Raw genomic sequence first — 21,126 nt, forward strand, 5'->3', positions numbered from 1 at the left:
GTCTGGCCGACCGTTTCAAGCATCGGCCGGCTCTGCTGGTCGATGTTGTTTGCGCCCTCCAAGAATTCTAGCGTCCGCAAGCGCCCCCGGGTGCCGCGAACGCCGCTGCACTGCACGAGGAACAACGGATGTTCGCGCCGGCCAATAAGACTCACTTTACCCTGACTATCGAAGGTCTGGAAAACGATCTCCAGATCCTTTCCCTGCAAGGTCGGGAAGCCATCAGCCAGCCTTTTGTGTTTGAGGTGGAGCTGGTCAGTGAACAGCCGTCTCTGGACCTCGAGACCCTGCTGCACAAGCCGGCCTTTTTGCAGCTCTCGCCTGACGGCAGCGGCATCCATGGCCAAATCTATCGCGTCGCCCAGGGCGATTCAGGCAAACGCCTGACCCGCTACGCCGTGACCCTGCGTCCGCAGCTGTCCTACCTGGCGCACCGCATCAACCAACGCATCTTCCAGAACCTCACCGTGCCGAAAATCGTTGGCATGGTCCTCGAAGAGCATGGCATCCAGAGCAACGCCTACGAATTCAAAGTCGGGGCGATTTATCCCGAGCGCATTTACTGCGTTCAATACGATGAATCCGACCTGCAGTTCATCCAGCGCCTGTGCGAGGAAGAAGGTATCCACTATCACTTCCAGCACAGCGCCACTGCCCACAAGCTGGTATTCGGCGATGACCAGACGGTGTTCCCGAAACTCGCGCCGGTGGCCTATCAGCAAGACTCCGGCATGGTCGCCAACGAGCCGGTGATCAAACGCTTCGACCTGCGCCTGGAAACCCGCACCAGCCGCACCACCCGCCGCCACTACGACTTCGAAAAACCACGCCTGACGCTGGAAAGCGAAAACCGTGGCGACGCTCTGCCCGACCTCGAAGACTACGACTACCCCGGCCGCTTCATCGACCGCGAACGCGGCAAGTACCTGGCCAAGCGCGCTCTCGAGCGTCACCGCAGCGACTTCCAGCTCGCCGAAGGCAAAAGTGATCAGCCGTTGCTGGTCAGCGGCCACTTCCTGGCCCTGACCCAACACCCCAAAGCCAAATGGAACGACCTGTGGCTGCTGACCGAAATCCTTCACGAAGGCAAACAGCCGCAAGTGCTGGAAGAGTCGGTCACCAGCGACACCACCCAGCTCAAGGACGATTTCCATCAGGGCTACCGCAACCGCTTCCAGGCCACCCCTTGGGACGTGCCCAACCGCCCGCCGCTGAACCACCCCAAACCACGGATCCTCGGTAGCCAGAGTGCCGTGGTCACCGGCCCCAAGGGTGAAGAGATCCACTGCGACCAATACGGCCGCGTCAAAGTGCAATTCCATTGGGACCGCGAAGGTCAGGCCGACGACAAAACCAGCTGCTGGCTGCGCGTCTCCTCCGCCTGGGCCGGCGCCCATTACGGCGGCATCGCCATCCCACGGATCGGTATGGAAGTGCTGGTCAACTTCCTCGAAGGCGACCCCGACCAACCGCTGATCAGCGGCTGTCTGTACCACAAGGAAAACGTCGTCCCGTACGCCCTGCCGGCGAACAAAACCCGCAGCACATTCAAAACCATGAGCTCTCCGGGTGGCGGCGGTTGCAACGAACTGCGCATCGAAGACAAAAAGGGCCAGGAACAGATCTTCCTGCACGCCCAGCGCGACTGGGACGAAAACGTCGAACACGACCAGAAAATCCGCGTCGGCAACGAACGCCACGACACCGTCGAACAAAACAGTTACAGCGAATTCAAGGCCGAAGAACACCACACCGTCCACAAAGACCGCAAAGTCGAAACCCGCACCAACGACCACCTGACCGTAGGCGTGAACCAACACATCAAGGTCGGCACCGGCCAGTTCATCGAAGCCGGCCAGGAAATCCACCTGAGCAGCGGCATGAAAGTCGTGCTCGAGGCCGGCAGCGAACTCACCCTCAAGGGCGGCGGCAGCTTCATCAAGATCGACGCCAGCGGCGTAACGCTGAGCGGACCGGTGATCAACATCAACTCCGGAGGCAGTCCGGGGAACGGGACGGCGGCGGCGCCATTGATGCCCGGCGCGCTGAAACAGGCTGATGCGGACAAGGCTGGTGCGGTATTGACGCCGGCGCAGATCAATACGCTGAAACGCAACGCGTCGTTCTGTGAAGAGTGCGAAAAATGCAAGGCAGGTGCTTGTGCGATCTGATCTGTTGACTCCTCAAGCATGGTTGGCTGAACGGCCATTGCAGACGGGCGAGCGCTTGTACTTGATCGTCAGCGCGGCCAGCAATGCCGAAGCGCTCAAGACGCTTTACCAAAACGAACCAACAAACCAGGCGATGCCGATCTGGGGCGGTACACCCTACGCGGCTTGGCAACCGGTGATGCCCTACCTCACAGAGTTGAAACCCAACTCAAGCTTCCTGCCATGGATTACCGAAACCGACGCCCTTGATTGGGGGTGGCTGGCCGTATCCCGCTCCGAGCCGAACGAGGTGTTTGAACACCTTCGCAGCCTGACTCAAGTGAAGATGCCGGATGGGACTGAAGTGTTTTTCCGGTTCTGGGATGGGCGGCATATCTACCCGATTCTGGAAGGACTCGGCGATGCCGCCGGTGAGGTGCTGCCGGTGTTTGATCGGTATCTGATCAATGGAAAGAGCCTGGAAGTTGGGCCGAGGGTGGTGACACCGGCGAAGGACTGGCCGTGGTGGGAGGTGCCGAAGGCGTTACTGGATGGCCTGACCAAGCAAAATCCGTCGACCGTAATAGGCAACATGATGCAGTGGTTGCAGGACGACCACGCCGAGCTGTATTTCTCGTTCCCTGAATCCAACCTGCGAGAAAAAGTGGCGCGCTTCGTAAAGCGCACGCCGCTCACGGAAGAAAATTTCACCGGGCTGTTGAAGGCTCATCTGGAAAATGAGGGGGCTGTATGAGCATTTTGATGGGTTCGATCGTTGGAAACCTGTCAGCAAAACAACCAGACGCTCAGGTCATCATCAGTGATTTCAAGAAGTGTATTGTCGACTACCGTGCCCATGCCGAAGCCTGGTATGGCGGTGCGCTGGATGCGGAACAACAATTTCAGGTCGGTGACGAAGTCGGTACTCAGGACAAAGACAGAAAAGAAAAAGTCGACCTTTACGCAAACTGTCCAGCCAATGGCAAGCTCAAACTGATTCACAGCTTCGAGTCTGCGCGCTTTGTCCCGATTGGTAATACGCCGGTTCGCTTGGTGCCCGTGACTGACGGCAAGCTGTACGGCAAAAATGAAGCAGGCCAAGCCATCACCAAGACCATCGGCCCCAGCGGGATTCTAGAAGTAGACGGTCTTACGCCTAACCAGCAATACAAAATCACGTTTTTCCCGAACCCCACACCCGTGCAAATCGACACCTTGTTCAATTCCTATCAGGGCGTGATCGGTGATCTGAGCGGCTGGTTGCAGACTCAGTGGAGTACTGACTTTTTGCCGCTCTGGCAGGCGCATAACAGCGCGTCCATGTCCGGCCGTGTCTTGCAAGAGCTGGAGGCTGCCTGGAAAGGTTTTCTGAAAGCGATCATGGGTTTGTGGGGCGATATCAAAAGCCTCTACAACCTGGTTGCGCATCCTCGTGAGAACTACGAGAAGCTGAAAAACTTCTTCACCGAAGAGCAAATCAAGAAAATTTATGACGCCTCCGCTGAGGCCATTCACACCGCCCTGTTGATCGCCAGCGATGAACCACTAATGTGGATCTACGTTGCCGCCATCATGGCCTGGGTGAAGATGCTGCCACCGCAGACATGCACGGAAGTGCTGGCTCAGCTGACCACAGAGTTCCTGCTGAACATCCTGGTCGGTATCGTCCTGACCGGTGGTCTCGGCCTGGCCGTGCGCATTGGCACGAAGGTAGTTAAAGCCACGCAAAACAGCGGCAAAGTTGTGAAATTGATTGAAGACTTTACCGGCATGCTGATGAAAGTCAGCAAAACAAGCGCCGCACCGCATACCGAGGCTGCTCGGCCTTTACTGCTTAATGGCAATTCGGCATTCAACCCGGCGCGTAAAGCCAATGTTGAGATCGCCCCGCCCAAACCCGCCGAAACAGCAACAGCGCCGAAGAAAAAGCCACCTGTCGCCGGTGGAAAAGTGGAAACGGATGCGCAGATCCAAGCGCGGGGCAAGACTGAAAGCGCCACACGTGTCGAGCAAAAAGAGGCGGTCGACAACGCGCCAAATCAATCGAAAAACCCGGCTGACCAACCCACCGAGTGTGCCAACAAAACCTGCCTGAAAGACGACCCGATTTCGATGGTGACCGGCGAGGAATTGCTAACCCTCTCCGATGGCGAGCTGGGTGGTTTGTTGCCGCTGGAATGGACGCGCCTTTACCGAAGCAGTGCGGTCGAAATCGACAGCCGTCTTGGCCATGGTTGGAGCCATTCCCTGTCTCATCGTTTGCTACTGGACGATGAAGGTGTGCTGTGGACGGACAACGAAAACCGCCAGATCCGCTTCCCGATACCAACCGAACAACGCCCGGCCATCACCAACAGCCTGGCGCAGGCGGCGATTTATTTGGGCGATGCTCCCGGTGAATTGATCCTTACCCAGGCGGGGACCAAAGCACGCTTCTATCACTTCCGTGCCGGGCGACTGATCACCATCAGCGATGCCTATGACAATCGGGTGCATATCAGCTATGACTTTGTCGACCGCATTCAACGCATCGACAACGGCGCAGGCCGCGCCTTGCTGCTGCGCTACGACGATCGTCATATCGCCGCGGTGGATCATCAACAACAACGCTCCGAGTACAACGAGCGCGGTGAACGCCAGGATCCATGGCTAACCATTCAGACCTTGGTTTCCTACCACTACAACACGCGTAATCAGCTCGTATCCTCGACCAATGCAGCAGGTGAAACTGAGTATTACCGCTACAACGATCAGCACGTCATTCTGGAACGGCAACTGGCCGGTGGCGCCAGTTTTTTCTGGGAGTGGGAGCGTGAAGGCAAGCTTTCCCGTTGCGTCCGTCACTGGGCTAACTACTCGCAACTGGAAGCGCATTACGAGTGGGATGACAAAGGTTCAGTGACTGCTTACAACTCCGACGGCAGCGAGCATGTCTACGTGCATGATAAGAATGCGCGTCTGATCAGCGAGACCGCTCCCGATGGTGGGGAAACGCAGAAAGCCTATGACGATCAGGGTCGTCTGGTCGCAGTAAAAGACCCGATGGGCGCCATCACCGAGTATCAGTACAGCGATGCCGGGCGCTTGATGGCCGTGATCCCGCCAGAAGACGAACCGACCCGTTACAACTACTTCAACGGTCAACTCATTGATGTCCAGCGAGGTAAAGCGCGCTGGAAGTACGAGCGCAACCGTCAAGGCGATATCACCCAACAAACCGATCCTCAGGGCGCCGAAACCCACTACAGCTACGACCGTCAAGGCCGCCTGCTGGAAATCCGTCATCCCGACGGCAGCCGTCACCAACTGGGCTGGAACAATCTCGGCCAACTGCTGGAAGAACGCCTGCCCGACGGGGGCCAACGCAAGTACCGTTACGACGCGCTAGGTCGGCAAATCACACGTCAGGATGAAACCGGCGCCATCACCCATTACCAATGGGACGCCGTTGATCGCCTGACACAAATCACCCTTCCCGGCGGCGCCACCCGCGCCTTCACCTATAACCCGTATGGTCGCGTCACCGCCGAACGGGATGAACTCGGGCGCATCACCCGCTACGAATACGCCGACAACCTGCACCTCGTGAGCCGCCGCATCAACCCCGACGGCAGCCAGCTGCGTTACCGCTACGACAACTCGCGCCTGCTGCTCACCGAGATTGAAAATGAACGCGGCGAGCACTACCACCTCGACTACTACCCGAACGGCCTGATCCAGCAGGAAACCGGGTTCGACGGTCGCCGCACCGCCTACGAATACGACCTCAACGGTCGGTTGCTGAAGAAAACCGAATTCGGCGACGATGGCAGCGAACTGTTGACCGAGTACCAGCGCGACGCCGCTGGCCGCCTGCTGGTGAAAACCTTGGCCGACGGCGAAGAAATTCACTACAGCTACGACGCCCTCGGCCGCCTCGTTAACGTTGACGACGGCAACTGGCCGCTGGCGTATGAATATGACCTGCAAGACCGCCTCATCACCGAACACCAGGGTTGGGGCACCCTGCGTTACGAGTACGACAATGTCGGCCAACTGAAGCACTGCCGCCTGCCGGACGGCAGCAAGCTCGACTACCGCCATCAGCCCGGTGGCCGGTTGAGCAGCATCGACCTCAACGGCTCGCGCCTGACCACTCACCAGTTCAACGCCGGTCGCGAACAGCAGCGTCAACAAGGCCTATTGCTCAGCCAATATCAGTACGACGAACAGGGTCGGTTGCAGGCACACAGCGTCAGCCAGCGCGAAAAGAATCTATTCCAGCGCCGCTACACCTACGACGCCAACGGCAACCTCGCCGGCATCGACGACAGCCGCAAAGGCAACCGCAGCTACCACTACGACCCGCTCGATCGCCTGATCAGCGTACGCGGTGCTACGCCTGAAAGTTTCGCCCACGACCCGGCGGGCAACCTCCTCGGCCAGAACAACGAGCCGACCGCGAACCTCGCCAACGTTAAGGGCAACCGCCTACTGATGCAGGGCGATCGCCATTACGACTACGACGCCTTTGGCAATCTGACCCGCGAACGTCGCGGTACCGGCCAGAAACTCGTCACCGAGTATCGTTACGACTGCCAGCATCGTTTGATCGGCGTAAGCCTGCCGGGTGGCAGCATCGCGAGCTACAAATACGACGCCTTCGGCCGTCGCACCGCCAAAACCGTCGATGGCCGCACCACCGAATTCCTGTGGCAAGGCGAACGCCTCATCGCCGAGAGCGCCGACAACCGCTATCGTAGTTACATCTACGAACCCGGCAGCTTCCGCCCACTGGCGATGCTCGACGGCGAAGGCCCGCTGAAGGCCGCGCCGTTCTACTACCAACTCGACCACCTCGGCACCCCGCAGGAACTCACCGACTACAGCGGCGAGATCATGTGGTCGGCGAAATACCGCGCCTACGGTAATCTCGCCGCACTCGACATCGCCGAAATCGACAACCCGCTGCGCTTTCAGGGCCAGTATTTCGATGCCGAGACAGGGTTACATTACAACCGGCATCGCTACTACAATCCGGGGACTGGACGGTTTTTGACGCCGGATCCGATCAAGCTTGCGGGTGGGTTGAATAACTACCAGTACGTGCCTAACCCTACGGGGTGGGTGGATCCGTTGGGGTTGAATGGGTGCCCAGGGTCTGAAGGAGGTAAGTCACAGAAAACTCAAGAGCGCCCGGAAGAGAAATCAAAAGTCGATGAGGGAGAGGTTACAACACCGACAGCAGCGTCAGTTAACTGGAAAGGTTTTTCTCAAGGAAAACTACAACCTCACTATCAAAAACATGTTATCGATCAAAAAGAGTTCGGAGACATCTCTCAGACCGAATATCTAAAACAAGCAAAAGGATTTGCAAAAGAATCAGGTGACTTTAATGAAACAAATGTTGGAAATTTCATTATCAAGCACGACCCTGCTTCCGGGCGAGTTTTTGTCGGTCACCTTAAATCTCGAGAAATCAGAACATTTTACAAAGACGACGGAAGAAGTGTAGATGCATTTAAGTCAGCCATCGATCTAGCCAAAGGACTTTAACATGGAAAGACTACACAGAAACGACGCAATAAACAGATTAAGCAAAAAAACCTTAAGCACACTCAACAACGAAGCGCGCGAATCATACATATTAAATTGGTGGGGAATCGACGAGAGCGATTTTGAATTTTCTTTTTTATCAAAAGAAATACAAGACCAATTAACTCTGAATGAAGATCCGCCGAGCGATATTGAGAATTGTTTATATGATGAATTAATAAACATCGCCCTATCTTCTGAATATAAAGGCGTGACCAATACATATCTATCTAACGCAATGCAAAAAATGGGACTTGGAAAATACGAGGTATATGGAGATATCGAATTACTAGAAGTTTGTCCATGCTGCGGGTTCCGCACACTGCCTTCAATAGCAAATTATGACATTTGCGGCCTATGCAACTGGGAAGACAATGGCGTGACAGACACTGAAACATACAGTGGCCCGAACCATATGACTCTCGGAGAAGCAAAAGGAAAATTCGCAAAAACTATGAGCGCAATACCTTTGGACAAATGGAATAAATAAGAAGAAAACATCCAAAAAACACGTACTCACGAAAATAAATCCGCCCCGAATGGCACTTACTTAGCAGCTAACCACTTGAGCTAAAAGCAAAAAATGAAGAAGGGGCTGGTCTTGGTCTACGGTGATAGTTGCGAACACACACCGACAAGCCAAGGACACAACCCCAATGAATCGTAGACGGCAAATTCTCCAGCATCAACAGCAACGTTTTCATCGACACGCTTCGAACTGTGATGCCTATGCTTTTTTCAACCTTCTCACTGCTCCCGAACTGTTACAGCGCGTCGAATCTGCACTGCCAGAATATCGGGAGCGTCTGTTTCCGCCGACTGAAACGCTGTCTATGTTTCTGGCCCAAGCGATGAGTGCCGACCGTTCCTGCCAGAACGCCGTCAACGACTTATCCATCAAACGGTCTTGTGGCGGCATGAAGCCAAATAGCATTCGCACGGGCGCCTACTGTAAAGCCAGAAGGCGCCTGCCTGTGGAAATGGTTTCCACGTTGGTTAGGCACACCGGTGCGTCGATAAGTGATAAAGCACCATCGTCGTGGCGCTGGATGGGACGGCCTGTACGCCTTGTGGACGGTACGACGGTCAGCATGCCCGACACTGCGGCCAATCAGGGTGCCTATCCGCAGTCTCGCGGTCAGAAAGTCGGTCTTGGTTTTCCGCTGTGTCGAGTGGTTGGCATCGTTTGCCTCTCCAGTGGCGCCGTTTTAGATGCCGCCCTTGGGCGTTTTCGAGGCAAGGGCGGCGATGAACAGACGCTGCTCAGATCAATGCTCGACACCTTGAAAACAGGCGACATTTTGTTGGGCGATGCTTACTACGCGACCTATTCCTGCTGTGCGAGTTGCAACGAAGAGGTGTCGATGGTGTGTTCGAACAATATGGCGCTCGACGGCGCAGCACGGACTTTCGCCTGGGGCAAAGTCTGGGTTCGGAAGATCATCTGATCGAGTTGAAAAAGCCCGAAAGAAGGCCGCCCTGGATGAGTCAGGCGCATTACGAACAGGCGCCTCAAAGATTGACAGTGCGAGAGCTGAAGGCTGGTGGAAAGACTTTGGTGACCACGTTGCATTGCCCGAAGCAGACACCCAAAACAGCCCTCAAATCGCTGTACAAGGGGCGATGGCATGTCGAGTTAGATTTGCGAAATCTCAAAGCTACGCTGGGACTTGGAAAGTTAAGCTGCAAAACTCCAGGAATGGCAGTCAAGGAGCTATGGGTCTATCTGTTGGCACACAATCTGATCCGAATGCTCATGGCACAATCGGCTCTATTAGCGGACTGCTTACCTCGCGAACTGAGCTTCAAACACAGCCTTCAGCTATGGCTGGCGCTGCGACAATATGACAACCCCGAAGAAGAGGATGGCCTGTCAAACTTATTGACGCTGATCGCTCAAAGGCGCGTTGGAAACCGACCTGGTCGTATCGAGCCGCGAGCCATAAAACGAAGACCTCAAGCCTACCCCTTGCTGACCAAATCACGTCGGTCAGCAAGGGCAGATGTCAGGAAGAATGGGCACGCTAAACATGTTAAGTAAGTGCCATTCGGGACAGATTTATTTTCTATTACACAACATTCACACGTAGAAAATAAACATGTTGAGCTCAAACAAAAAAATAGTGATCCCCGGCGAAAAAGCTTTAGAAGCCCTAGCAGAAATTGAATTTATTTTAGTTTCTCTACGAAAAATGGGAACTTATTACATTGATAGACCAGTGGAGGACTATCGGCGAGCCACTGATTTCATAGACGACTTTAAAGTTACACAGTGCCTAGCAAAGGTACGGCGAATAATATGCGAGCCTGTCGACTCAACTCTCGGTGAAGATGATATGGATGACGTAGAACGCCACGTTAAAAATTTGACTTATTGGAAACCGAGCAATAACCCCCCTTGTCTCCGACCGTATAAAAAGAAATAAAAAGGACAAATAAAAAGAGGACCGATTTGAATGGATTGCAAATTCAAAATTAGAGCTAACTCATTAAAGATTCATCCCTGATGGAAAAATAACTGGCACACCACACCAAACTCCATCAAGACTGCCTAAGTAGATACAAAATGAAAAGCCTTTTGCTCGATGGTCATTACATATTTAAAAAAACTCCATGGCTAAACTGGAAAGAGCTTCTCTATGGATTCGAGCACGGATTTATAGATGAAAAAGGAGTATCGAAATTCGCTTGCGAAGTCTTAACAAAAAAACCCCAACAAGAAGCCATTGAACTCGCCTCATTGCTACCTCAAGAAAATTATTTGGCAAGCAACTTACTCCAATCACTAGCAGACAAGGACCTCTCACCAGAAACAGACACCACCAAACCTTGGATTTTTTTATTGCTCTCTTTTTTACTTGAGCATCAAGAAAACTATGAAGACCCGCTTGAAATAGTGGAAGATCTGTACGCAGACTTCGATTACCCAGAAGAAATTGCCCCTTTAGTTAGATATATGTCTCCACCTGAAGGAGTCGAAGGGTCCGAAGAGCGACTATTTGAAAACTGGAAAATTGCCTTGTCGGCTTACAAAGCTTCTTTTGAACAACAAAATAGGTCAATTTAAAAAAATTGGCTAAGAAAAAAGTGGACGTTCATTTGGCTCTGTCAAAGGTGAAGTAAATTCGAATTTACTGGCCAAATAAATTGAAGATCAAAAAAGAGCAATCATAAAATAATCCCCAGAAAAGTCTGGTGGGGTCGGGAAGCGAAATCGTATACAGAAATCGCGCAAGAACTGCCTGCAAACGACGACTCCTTATGCAGATGGATTGCCATATACGCGATATATCATTTAAATTTTACAAATAGATATCCAGGAGAGCTTTATTATAAATTCCTGGAAGATGCAAAAAATTCAAAGTACTTAGTAATAGACCTCACAATACCAAAGCTCATAATTGAAACAAGAGAAAGCATTGGAAGCAGCGACACCACTATCATTAAGTGTCAGGCGCTAGAAACCAAAGAAGATATAAATAACTATCTTCAAGAGAACAACATCGATCCAGAGCTATTCACTCCACCTTGGACATGTGACTATCCGCTAGACTGAAAGGCGAATCGGCCAAAAAAGGTTTCGTCCCTTATTTGCCTCCAAAAAAAAAAAAAATTGGATACTAAAAAATAATTGAGCTGGAACAATTACATTTGATGACATATCCCACCTCAATCAGCTTATTGATATTTCAATGATCGTCGATGACTTAAAGGAGGACCTATTCCAAGCCGTCTTCCCCCATAATCAGCTTATTGACATAGGCTCGCACCTTGAGCTCTGTAAAAACGGCACATTTAGAATTTATTTAATTAAAGCCTATGATTGGGAGCACCAAACTTTTAGTGAAAAAAAATAAAAAAACTGGACAGAATTAAACAAGGCAATTTCCAATGTTTTAAACAAACTAGAAAAATGACTACCCGAGAAAACAAGTGAACAGGCGTATCCCGTGCGTGCTCGCTAAAATTAATTCGTTTTTTTGTTCCTCACAATAAAAAACACCAGATACAAATAAAAAATCATATTATCCGGAGAGTCCGCACTCGAAGCACTAGCAGAGATAGAGCTCACCTTAATATCTCTACATAAAATGGGCAGCTATTATAGTGCTCGCAGACTACCAACGTGCGACAACCAACTTTATAGGCAACGAAAAAAAATCACACAAAAACTCGCCAAGGTACGACAAACACTAAGCGAGAACTTTGACAATACGCTTGGCGAAGACGATATGGACGCCATAGAAAGACACATGGAAAACATTGAATTCTGGAAACCGCAATCAAAAATCAAAAATCAAAAATCAAAAATCAAAAAAAGCACAAGAAAAGCCCCCCATTTTCCAGTTTCAAGGAGCAAAAAATGAAGTTATGGAACTCCCTGACGCCCCCCCGCAAAATGGAAAAAGGCTGAATTCAACACATGCCGCATCGGTTTAAACTGCAGCGAAATCAGCAGCCTAACGATCAAAAACATACCTACAAAAGAAAAACTTAGTATAAGAGTCACTCAGAGCAAAAATCTCTTCATGATTCATGCTTCGAACAGCAGTTCGATAATTGAATTCACAACAAAATCTCCGCTACTTTGTGGACCCTCAGTTTATATGAACGATAAAAAACCCGAACTCACTTAAACCCAAATATGACTCAATTTTTCAGCCCCTCGGGACGCCTGACAAAAGCATCGGACATTTCCCACAGCCCCCATCGCCCCCCATGAACTTGTACACCCCATCCTCCCCAGATAATCTCCCCCCAGCCGCTGCAACCTCAGCGACCGGTTTTGACAGACCGAACACGATCAAGGCATGCAAATGCCGCTTTGCGGCTCCATTGTTTCAGGAGCTTCACGATGAAAAAGTGTCCACCCGACTCCCTCGACCCCCTCCAACTCAGCCAAGCAACCCAACGCACCATCAGCGCCCGCCTCCGCAACCCAAAAAGCCCCGACCCCATCAGCCACGTTTTCACCCTCCTCCCCAACATCGACACCAAAACCCTGTTAAGCCACGCCTGCGAAACCCTCGCCTCGCTCAACGTGCTGACGACCGACTTTGCTGGTGAACTCGAAGGTTCGCACCGCAGCCTGGCGCTATCGATTCAGCAATTGGCCGTGCTGGGGGAATTGTTGGTAAACCGGGCGCTGGACAACCTCGATCCACTTGGTGGGGCGTCCGACGCTGAGAAGGTGCAGCCATGAACTGGTCAACTAATTTTGGACACCAGTTACGGTTTTCATGCCGCCAGTTTCTCCATAGCTACCGGTGAACGATAGCCGTTGTAGCTATGGAGCCTGACGTTGTTGTAACGCATCACGTAGCGTTGCACGTCTATTCGGGCTTCGTGCTCAGAGTTGTAGCCATCTTCTGGCACCCACTCTGATTTAAGGCTCCCAAAGAAACGCTCCATCGGGGCGTTGTCCCAGCACTCACCTTTACGACTCATGCTTTGCAAAAGTCCATGCTTGCGCATCTCATTTCTGAATTTATGGCTGGTGTATTGGCAGCCTTGATCAGAATGAAACAGCACCTCTTTTGGCCGGCCTCGGAGCTCGACCGCCATGCGCAACGCTTCGCAGGTTAGCGTGGCATCGGAAATCATCGAAAACGACCAGCCCACAATCCGGCGAGCGAACAGATCCAGAACCGCCGCAAAGTACAGCCAGCGCGTGCCGACCTTTATGTACGTCACATCGCCACACCACACCTGATTGACCGCTGTAACATCAAACTTGCGCTTGAGCACATGCGGCGCCACCAGCGCTTCCACGCCGGAAGATTTGTACTTGTGCCGCCGGCGCTGACGACTGGCAACGCCCGCTTCGCGCATCAGGCTGCGAGCCATATGCCGCCCAACACGATGTCCCTTGGCTTGCAGCTCCTTGGCCAAAGTGCGCGAGCCAGCAGATGATCTGGATTCCTTGTGATGTTCGACCAGCACGGCCTTGAGTTTCTCCCTCTCAGGTTTGACCTTGCCTTGGCGCTGACGCCAGGCATAAAAGCTGCTGCGGTTGACGCCGAACGCCCGACAGCAATTGTTAACGCCGTACTGCTCGTCCAGCTCATCGATCAACGTGAATGATCTTTGGCGTCCAACAGCAGGAGAGCACTGGCCTTTTTTAGGATTTCGATATCCAGGTCTTTTTGCCTGAGCAAGGCTTTGAGTTGCTGGATCTCTCGCTGATCGGCGGTAATCGCCTTAGCGCCCACCGGAGTCGAGCCCAAACGTTCCTTCCGAACCTGGTCGACCCAGCGGCGCAGGGCCGTAGGACCGATATCCAGGCTGGCGCAGACCTCGGGAACTGACTGTCCCTCGTCCAGCACCATGCTCGCCGCCTTGAGTTTGAACTCACTGGAATAAGATTTACGCATAGCCAAAACACCTCAGATTTGGGCGCCATCATAGCGCCCGATTGAAGTGTCCAAAATCATTAGGCCAGTTCACCATGACTCGATACATGCCGATTACTGGCATCGACTGCACGATCCCTTCCCTGCTGATCGACACTGAAGCGCCTATCGATGTGTTGCATGACACGGCGGCGTATCGCATTCGCAGCGTCACTCAACTGTTGGAAACGCTTTCCTTGGGCGAAGCGCTTGGTGGTGATGCTGCGCTATTGCAAGAGTTTGCGCGGGTGTTGGCCATCCCGTTGCGCGATGGCTGCGATTTTCTGGATGTGGTCGGACGGCGGTTGCGAGCGCCACTTTAAATCATCAATAAAAATGGGCGACCCAGGGTAGGGTCGCCCATTTTCATGTCCGAAACTTTTAAACATCGCCTCCCAGACTTATGCACGCAGCACTTCGCAAGCGTTTGTTAAAAACTGTCTTTTAACTTCTGATCAATCCAAAAAACCGACTCAATATGGTGAACAAAAAACCAAAAAAACTGGCTACTCGGTCAAGTAATACCCCACCGCCTCACCTGAAAACAGCGAAAACAAAAAAATGGTTTTCAGCCCGCCTTCAAATTATGCTTGGGCCTACAGTATGGAGGCTGTGATTTATGTTCAAACTCAAACGGACCACATGGATTTTTCTCTTGGTCTACACCATAGGTGTCAGTGGCTATATCTACTACCTCTACGTCGAGACTCAAGGAATCCTCACTGAGAATATTAATAACAAGCTGCTGCATGCCGCGTTGGGCGCTTCGGCCATCCTTGGCGACCGCTACCATGACGATTTGATCGACAAACAGTCCAAATCCGAAGCAGAAGACTGGAATGCCATTCAGCGGCTCTCCCGGTTTAACGATTCCATGGGTACTGCCTTTATCTACAGCGTGGTCAAACGCTCGGGCAAGGCCTATCTAGTCAGCTCCAGCGCATCGAAGAAAGAGATCCTGGAGAAGAATTTCGTACGCTTTTTCGATCCCTATCCGGATGCCAGTCAGGCTTTGCTCGACAGTTTTGAACGTACCGAACCCACATGGATCGACTACTCGGATCACTGGGGAGACTTTCGCGCGGTCTTCGTCCCAATGAAATCGCAGGACGGTACGATTTATGTTGCGGGTGCGGAGATGACGTTGACGGATTACTACCAGCAACTTAAACAGGACTCCCTGCACCATATCATCCTGGCCATTCTGGTATTTCTCGTCTTCAGCGTTATACGCATGCGCGCTCATCTCCAGCAATTGCAAATAAACGAAGAAGTATTGAATCAGGCTAAAAATGCCGCCGAGGACGCTGATCGTTCAAAAACCAGATTTTTGGCCACCATGAGTCATGAAATCCGTACGCCCATGTACGGTGTTATCGGCGCGACCGAGTTGCTGGCGAGGTCCGCCCTGAACCCCGAGCAAAGCAGTCTGCTAAGAACGATTAATACAAGTGGACGAGCCCTGCTGTCTCTTATCGACAACATTCTCGATCTTGCAAAAATCGAAGCAGGCAAACTTGAACTGAAGCCTCGTGTCTTCGAAATAAGAGCTCTGGTTTCATCCAGTATTGAAATGATCCGGCAAAACATTCAGGACAAGCCAATAGTACTTGAGGCCCAAGTCTCACCAGACGTACCTCCGTTGGTCAAAACCGATACCAATTGCCTTCGCCAGATATTGATCAACTTGCTGGGCAATGCGGTTAAATTCACCGAAGCCGGAAAAGTATCGCTCATGGTCACGACTAGCGGTTACGGCACTCGAGCCCGACTCGAATTCTCCATACGCGATACCGGCATAGGTATCCCCATGGAACGGCAAGACAGCCTGTTCAAGCCCTTTGCTCAGTTCAAAGGACTGGCCAGTCAACGCTTTACCGGGAGTGGGCTCGGTCTTTCCATCTGCAAAAATCTGGTTGAGGCGCAGCAGGGGACTTTATCTTTTACCAGTCAGTCTGGGGTCGGATCGACGTTCTCCTTCTCACTCCCCATGGAGCTTTTTTCAGTCTCGGAACTACCCATCCGGGATGACCATGCATCGGTTGATTTCGACTCATCTTTTGCCGAGGATTACCCGCTCGAAATTCTGCTGGTAGAAAACCATCTCGTGAGTCAGAAAGTTGCCATGGCGATGTTACAAGAGCTGGGTTATTCACCCGACCTCGCGTCAAATGGTCTGGAGGCGGTAAATCAGTGTATGACTTCGACTCCAGATATCATTTTTATGGATATCAACATGCCTGTCATGAATGGGCTAGAGGCCATCCGTAAAATCCGCAAACTACCACTGGGCGATATTTGCTACATCGTTGCTTTCACCGCGAGTGCTTTTTCGAGCGAGATAGAACGTTTCAGGGCCGCCGGTGCCAATGATATTTTGACCAAACCGACAAATTTTCAGGCCTTGAGCCGAGTGCTTCAGCGTGCAGTCAACTACCGGCAACAACTCCAGGCCGGCACTCCGGTAATGGATACAATTTCGGGTTGAAATGGACTCAGGCTACAAACGCCATTACACCCCCCTGATGGGGTGTCCAATGCCTCCCCTTTAACCCAGCCAATAAAAATGGGCGACTTCAAGGTCGCCCATTTTTTATATCCAAAACTTTTAAACACCGCCTCCCAAAGAAGGTGTTCGCCCAGTGTAATGGCCTGGCAATCCATGCACCGGTAAAGAGCCCTGACACCGGGCGAACGAGAAGGATTTTAATAGAATTTGGCCGATATGTCCTCGGTACAAACATGAAATTTATGCACGTAATATTTCGTAAGCTTTTGCTAAAAAATCGGATACAAACTTCTAAAACTCACCAGTTCGACCATTAAAACTGATTGTTCTTCTACCCCTATTGGCAAAAGAACAATCAATACGTACAAGTAATGATCAGCTTGGATGCTGACTGGTGACTTTCAGCACATCGGTATAGGTCACCACAACGCTCTGTTCTACGTTCAGATCTTTCATTTTCGCCTGCATAGACGCTGATCAGGGAGTGTTCGCAGTTTCTTGCGCGGTGGATTCGCCACTGTCTGTGCCCTTGCCACTTTCCTTGCGCCGGGTCGGGTCGGTGGGGCGCAAGGCGTCGTTGTCGCGTTCGACTTCGCCTGGTGGCCGGGGTTCGTCGGGGTTTTCCGAGGGGGTGGTCGGTTTCGGATTCATGGGTTTTTCCTCAGGCCTCTGGATCGTCGACTTCATGGGCGACGTTCACCGCGGGTGAGTCTTTGTGGGATTGATCGGCCTTGGTTTTGAGGATTTGCCACTGATCGAGGTCGATGGCGCCCTGCCCCAGCAGATCGTCGGCGATGCGCAATAATTCGCTGTAATGCACGTCGGGAGATTGCTGCCAGTAGGCCTTGTCGTCGAACAGCCGCTGCCAGGTGGCAAGGGTGGGCGGTTTGAGATCGTCGCTCATGGCGGGCTCCCGTGAATGGGCTTCATTACGTAGGAAAACGGCGTGGCGTCGAGAGTTCCGGTCAATAGCCGGTCATCTCCAGATACCCCTGCCCGCCATGACTGCCGCTGAGCCGCACCGGCCCTTCCCAATAGGGAATGCGCAAATCCATCCAGGCTTTGGGATTAAGGGCGCTGATGGTGATTTCGAGGTGTTTGGCGGGGATTTTGATCGACCAATGCACGGGCATTGAACGCCCGGCCACGTTGGCGGTGTCTTGGGGTGTGAGGCTGATGTCGTCGGCATGCAATAACTGCGTTTGCCCTTGCGCATCGATCCAGGTACCGGTGAGATACGGCGCGCCGTCCTTTTGTCGCATACGGTAGAGCATGACCTGTTCGCCGCTGTCCAGGTGCAGGGAGAACCAATCCCAGCCGGTCTGGTTGGCGGTCAGGGGTTGGCTGCTCCACTCGCGGTCAAGCCAGGCGGGTCCGCTGACCGTGTAGGTTTTGCCGTCGATTTCCAGCATGCCGTTGGCGTGGAAAAACGGCTGGCTGTAGTAGTACGACGCCTGGCCTTGTTCGGATTTCTGGCTGAAGCCTTTATCGCCCTGAAGCACCAATGGACGTGTGGAGGTCAGTCGAAGCTGGTAGCTGAAAGCCTTGTCGCGGGCGCTGAGTTGCAAGTCCGCCAGCGGGTTTTCATCGGTGGCCTGACTGCTGAAACGCCAATCGTCGATCCATGCGTTGAACGGCGCCAGGCTCACGCCGGCCTGGCCGACGCCACCCCGGGCGTAGCGTTCGGCGGCATGATGCGCCGTGGCAGAAGTCACGGCCGCATGGCCCAGCCAGATGGTTTGATTGCTCCAGCCAGATTGTTCGGGAGTCGCTTTCAACGCGCTGCGAAACAGCGTCCATTGCGCGCCGAACTCCTGGCCCTGATCGTCCTTGAGGTTGGCGGTGACGTACCACCATTCGATGCGAAAGCCATCGTGGGGGCCGTGGTCTGCCGGAAAATTGAAGACTCGTCCGGGCACCACCGGGGTAAATGCGGCGGCCTGATGGCCCAGACCGGCGAAGCCTTTTTCCGGCGCAGGCGGGTTGTCGCATCCGTTCAGCAGCGCGGCCAATAACAACACGCCGAGCTTAATCTTCATGAGCAAACGTCCTCAGCAGATCCGCCGGTTGCGTGCGATACAACGTGTACAACGGCCACGCTGACGCGAGCAATGTCGCAATCAACGCCAGGCCCATCAATTGCAACAGTTGCAACGGAAACACCCGCAACGGCAAGCGCCAGCCGAAAGCCTGAACGTTGATCACGGTGTCCAGGCACCACGCCAATGCGATGCCCAACGGCAATGCCAGCACCAGCGTCAACACCGCCAGCAACCAGGTTTGCCCCAGATTCAGCAGCATCAACTGCCGCCGCGTCACGCCCAGCGCCCACAGTGGCGCGAGTTGCCCGAGGCGGCTCTGGCTTTGGGTCAGCAGGCTGATGAACAGCGCCACGCCCGCAACGCAAAGCGTCAGGCTATTGAGCGCGGCGGTGGCGGCGAACGTGCGTTCGAACACTTGCGTGGACCAGCCCTTGAGCCGGGCCTGATCGACGATGCGGCTGTCGTCCAGGGAGAAACGGGCTTGCAGCATGGTCAGGAACCCGGGAATCGACGCCGGGTCGATGCGCAGGTTGAAACGGCTGGGTGTCAACTGTGGCCAGCCGCGCAACAGGTGATTGATATTGACCAGCAGATGGCCCTTGGGATTGCCGTAGTCGGCGTAGATTCCGACGATCCGTGGCGACCATGGGCCATTCGGTGTGGGGATCGTCAGGTGATCACCGAGTCGTAACTTCAAGCGCCGGGCCAATTGCTCGCTGAGCATCAGCGCGTCGTCCTTGGCCAGTCGCTCCCAAGGGTCGTCGCCCAAGGCTTCCAGCAGGGGCCAGTGCTGACGATAAGTCGGGTGATCGATCACGCCAAAAATGTCCGTCGGCCAGCCCTGCAACTGAATCGACACCTGCCAGTTCGGCAGCACCGCGGTAACTTGAGGTTGTTGTTTGAGCCAGATGTGCAGTTCTCGAGCCTGGGCAGGATTTTGCGGATTAAGGTACAGCTCAGCGGTCAGGCGTTGTTCGAGCCAGTTGCTGAACGTCTGACGGAAACCGGCGGTCATGCTGCCGGCGCCGATGTTTGCCGCCAGCGCCAGCAACAGCGCCATCAAGGCCAGGCTCAGGGCCGGCAGCTGCTGACGGCAGTCGGCGAGAAACCATTGGCTGAGCACCGAACGACTGCGCCCAATCACCCAGTTGAGCACGCTGTTCAACACCACCGGCAAGGCCAGTGCGGCGCCGATCAACAAGGCGGCCATCAACACGAAGCCGCTGCTCAAGCTGTCGCCGAAGCTCAACGCTAATAATGCGATTATCGCAGCCATCGCAGCGACCCAACCCTGGCGCCGCAACCAGCGCGCGTGGGCCTGATGCCAAGCTTGCGGATTGGCCAGCGCCAGCAACGGCAAACGCGCCGCCCGCAGCAAACTGTTGGCACCGGCCAGCAAGGCGCCGAACAGGCTCAGGCCGATGCCGCTGAACCACCACAGCGCACTGAGGTTCAACTGCCCTGGCACTTCGGCACCGTACAAACCGCGCAGGCTGGCGGCGACGTCCGGCAACAGCACACCAGCTAGCAGGTAGCCGCTGACGACGCCGGCGATACCACCGATCAGCGCCAGGCCACCCAGTTCGACGGCAAGGCAGGCAATCAACAGGCGTGCGCTGACCCCGCAGGCGCGCAGGGTTCTGAGCAAGCTTCGGCGTTGCTCCAGCGCCAGGCCGATCGCCGCGTGAACGATGAACAGGCCGACCACGAACGACAAAAAGCCCAAGGCATCGAGGTTCAGGTGGAAGCTCTCGGTCAGGCGCGCGAGATTGTTTTCTTCGCCGCTGCTTTTGAACTGGAGTTGGCCCTTTAACGCATCAGGCAGGGTTGCGATGAAATCCTTGGGCAGCAGCAGGCGCGACAGTTGATCGGGCAATTGCAGAATCTGTTGAGCGAAACCGATGTCCACCAGCAGCACGCCGGGCGCCATGTCGGCCTGGGCACGCAACGGCGGCAAGGCGACTCCGCTCTGGGCCACCGGTGTTTCACCTTCGTGCAAGCCCAACGCCTGCAAGGTCTGCGGTGAAATCCAGGTACTGCCCGGCGGGGTGAAAAACTCGACAACCTGCTCGATCGGCAACGACCGCCCGGCCACCGCGGAACCGGCTGGCAACGACACCGGCTCAATCCCCATTAACTGCAAGCGCTGGTCTTCATGGCCCTTGAGTGTCACTCGGCCTTGCAACACGGGCGATACCGGCCAGCCTGCACGACGCAAGTCGACAAACCATTGCTGAGGGAACACTCCGCCGCCGGGTGCGCTGAGACTGGCTTGCGGTTCACCACCGATCAGCTGACTGGCCCGGGCGTAGCTTTCTCGCGCCTGGCTGTTCAGCGCTTGCACGCCGGTCAGCAGGCTGGTGGCGAGCCAGAGCCCGGTCAGCACACTGAAAAATTGCACCGGGTGCTGTCGCCAATGGCTGAGCAGCGCCCGTAGCGTCTCGCGAAAAACCCGCACC

The 21,126-nt window shown here is 54.0% G+C and carries 16 protein-coding genes and 1 pseudogene; 11 read left to right on the top strand and 6 right to left on the bottom strand.

Annotated features, from left to right (window positions below; translation table 11 throughout):
* Positions 1-128 precede the first annotated feature (128 nt).
* The 9 genes and pseudogenes from AB4O41_RS04815 to AB4O41_RS04855 all read left to right on the top strand — a co-directional run bounded on the left by AB4O41_RS04815 (position 129) and on the right by AB4O41_RS04855 (position 12,927).
* On the top strand, positions 129-2,171 hold the full coding sequence (locus tag AB4O41_RS04815; RefSeq protein ID WP_460146508.1) for a type VI secretion system Vgr family protein: 2,043 nt from the start codon (positions 129-131) through the stop codon (positions 2,169-2,171).
* A gap of 4 nt (positions 2,172-2,175) precedes the next feature.
* Positions 2,176-2,904, top strand: coding sequence for a DUF4123 domain-containing protein (locus tag AB4O41_RS04820; protein WP_460148279.1), 729 nt, complete (start codon positions 2,176-2,178; stop codon positions 2,902-2,904).
* A complete protein-coding gene (locus AB4O41_RS04825) occupies positions 2,901-7,685 on the top strand; it encodes an RHS repeat-associated core domain-containing protein (RefSeq protein WP_460146509.1) in 4,785 nt (1,594 codons plus the stop codon). The genes AB4O41_RS04820 and AB4O41_RS04825 overlap by 4 nt, the downstream gene beginning before the upstream one ends.
* A 1-nt stretch (position 7,686) precedes the next feature.
* Positions 7,687-8,214 carry a CPCC family cysteine-rich protein gene (locus AB4O41_RS04830; protein WP_460146510.1) on the top strand — a complete coding sequence of 176 codons (528 nt, stop codon included), beginning with the start codon at positions 7,687-7,689 and terminating at the stop codon, positions 8,212-8,214.
* Positions 8,215-8,380: 166 nt separating this feature from the next.
* Positions 8,381-9,765: pseudogene (locus AB4O41_RS04835) on the top strand (IS4 family transposase).
* 525 nt (positions 9,766-10,290) lie between these two features.
* On the top strand, positions 10,291-10,791 hold the full coding sequence (locus AB4O41_RS04840) for a DUF2247 family protein (protein WP_460146511.1): 501 nt from the start codon (positions 10,291-10,293) through the stop codon (positions 10,789-10,791).
* A gap of 1,196 nt (positions 10,792-11,987) precedes the next feature.
* A complete protein-coding gene (locus AB4O41_RS04845; protein WP_460146512.1) occupies positions 11,988-12,164 on the top strand; it encodes a hypothetical protein in 177 nt (58 codons plus the stop codon).
* Positions 12,155-12,361, top strand: a complete 207-nt coding sequence (locus AB4O41_RS04850; RefSeq protein WP_460148281.1) for a hypothetical protein — start codon at positions 12,155-12,157, stop codon at positions 12,359-12,361. The genes AB4O41_RS04845 and AB4O41_RS04850 overlap by 10 nt, the downstream gene beginning before the upstream one ends.
* Before the next feature lie 218 nt (positions 12,362-12,579).
* Positions 12,580-12,927: a DUF6124 family protein gene (locus tag AB4O41_RS04855; protein WP_460146513.1), complete on the top strand. Its 348-nt coding sequence runs from the start codon at positions 12,580-12,582 to the stop codon at positions 12,925-12,927.
* Between the two features lie 35 nt (positions 12,928-12,962).
* On the opposite strand, the gene AB4O41_RS04860 is transcribed toward AB4O41_RS04855, so the two are convergent.
* Positions 12,963-13,799, bottom strand: coding sequence for an IS3 family transposase (locus tag AB4O41_RS04860; RefSeq protein ID WP_223464022.1), 837 nt, complete (start codon positions 13,797-13,799; stop codon positions 12,963-12,965).
* Positions 13,796-14,098 carry a transposase gene (locus AB4O41_RS04865; protein WP_223464023.1) on the bottom strand — a complete coding sequence of 101 codons (303 nt, stop codon included), beginning with the start codon at positions 14,096-14,098 and terminating at the stop codon, positions 13,796-13,798. Before AB4O41_RS04865 ends, AB4O41_RS04860 begins: the two co-directional genes overlap by 4 nt.
* Before the next feature lie 74 nt (positions 14,099-14,172).
* On the opposite strand from AB4O41_RS04865, the gene AB4O41_RS04870 reads away from it, so the two are divergent.
* Together AB4O41_RS04870 and AB4O41_RS04875 are read left to right on the top strand one after the other, a co-directional pair.
* Complete coding sequence (locus tag AB4O41_RS04870) at positions 14,173-14,439, top strand: hypothetical protein (RefSeq protein WP_460146514.1); 267 nt, start codon at positions 14,173-14,175, stop codon at positions 14,437-14,439.
* Between the two features lie 296 nt (positions 14,440-14,735).
* Positions 14,736-16,604, top strand: a complete 1,869-nt coding sequence (locus tag AB4O41_RS04875; RefSeq protein WP_460146515.1) for an ATP-binding protein — start codon at positions 14,736-14,738, stop codon at positions 16,602-16,604.
* 498 nt (positions 16,605-17,102) lie between these two features.
* Here the strand turns inward: AB4O41_RS04875 and AB4O41_RS04880 are convergent, their stop codons facing one another.
* From AB4O41_RS04880 to AB4O41_RS04895, 4 genes are all read right to left on the bottom strand, one after another.
* Positions 17,103-17,276 carry a hypothetical protein gene (locus AB4O41_RS04880; RefSeq protein WP_176466896.1) on the bottom strand — a complete coding sequence of 58 codons (174 nt, stop codon included), beginning with the start codon at positions 17,274-17,276 and terminating at the stop codon, positions 17,103-17,105.
* 10 nt (positions 17,277-17,286) lie between these two features.
* Entirely contained in the window at positions 17,287-17,529 is a 243-nt protein-coding gene (locus AB4O41_RS04885; RefSeq protein ID WP_038984012.1) for a hypothetical protein, read from the bottom strand.
* 61 nt (positions 17,530-17,590) lie between these two features.
* Positions 17,591-18,664, bottom strand: a complete 1,074-nt coding sequence (locus tag AB4O41_RS04890) for a lipocalin-like domain-containing protein (RefSeq protein WP_460146516.1) — start codon at positions 18,662-18,664, stop codon at positions 17,591-17,593.
* Positions 18,654-21,125: an ABC transporter permease gene (locus AB4O41_RS04895; protein WP_460148282.1), complete on the bottom strand. Its 2,472-nt coding sequence runs from the start codon at positions 21,123-21,125 to the stop codon at positions 18,654-18,656. The genes AB4O41_RS04890 and AB4O41_RS04895 overlap by 11 nt, the downstream gene beginning before the upstream one ends.
* Position 21,126: the final 1 nt, after the last annotated feature.

The organism is Pseudomonas sp. S2_A02 (genome assembly GCF_054668495.1).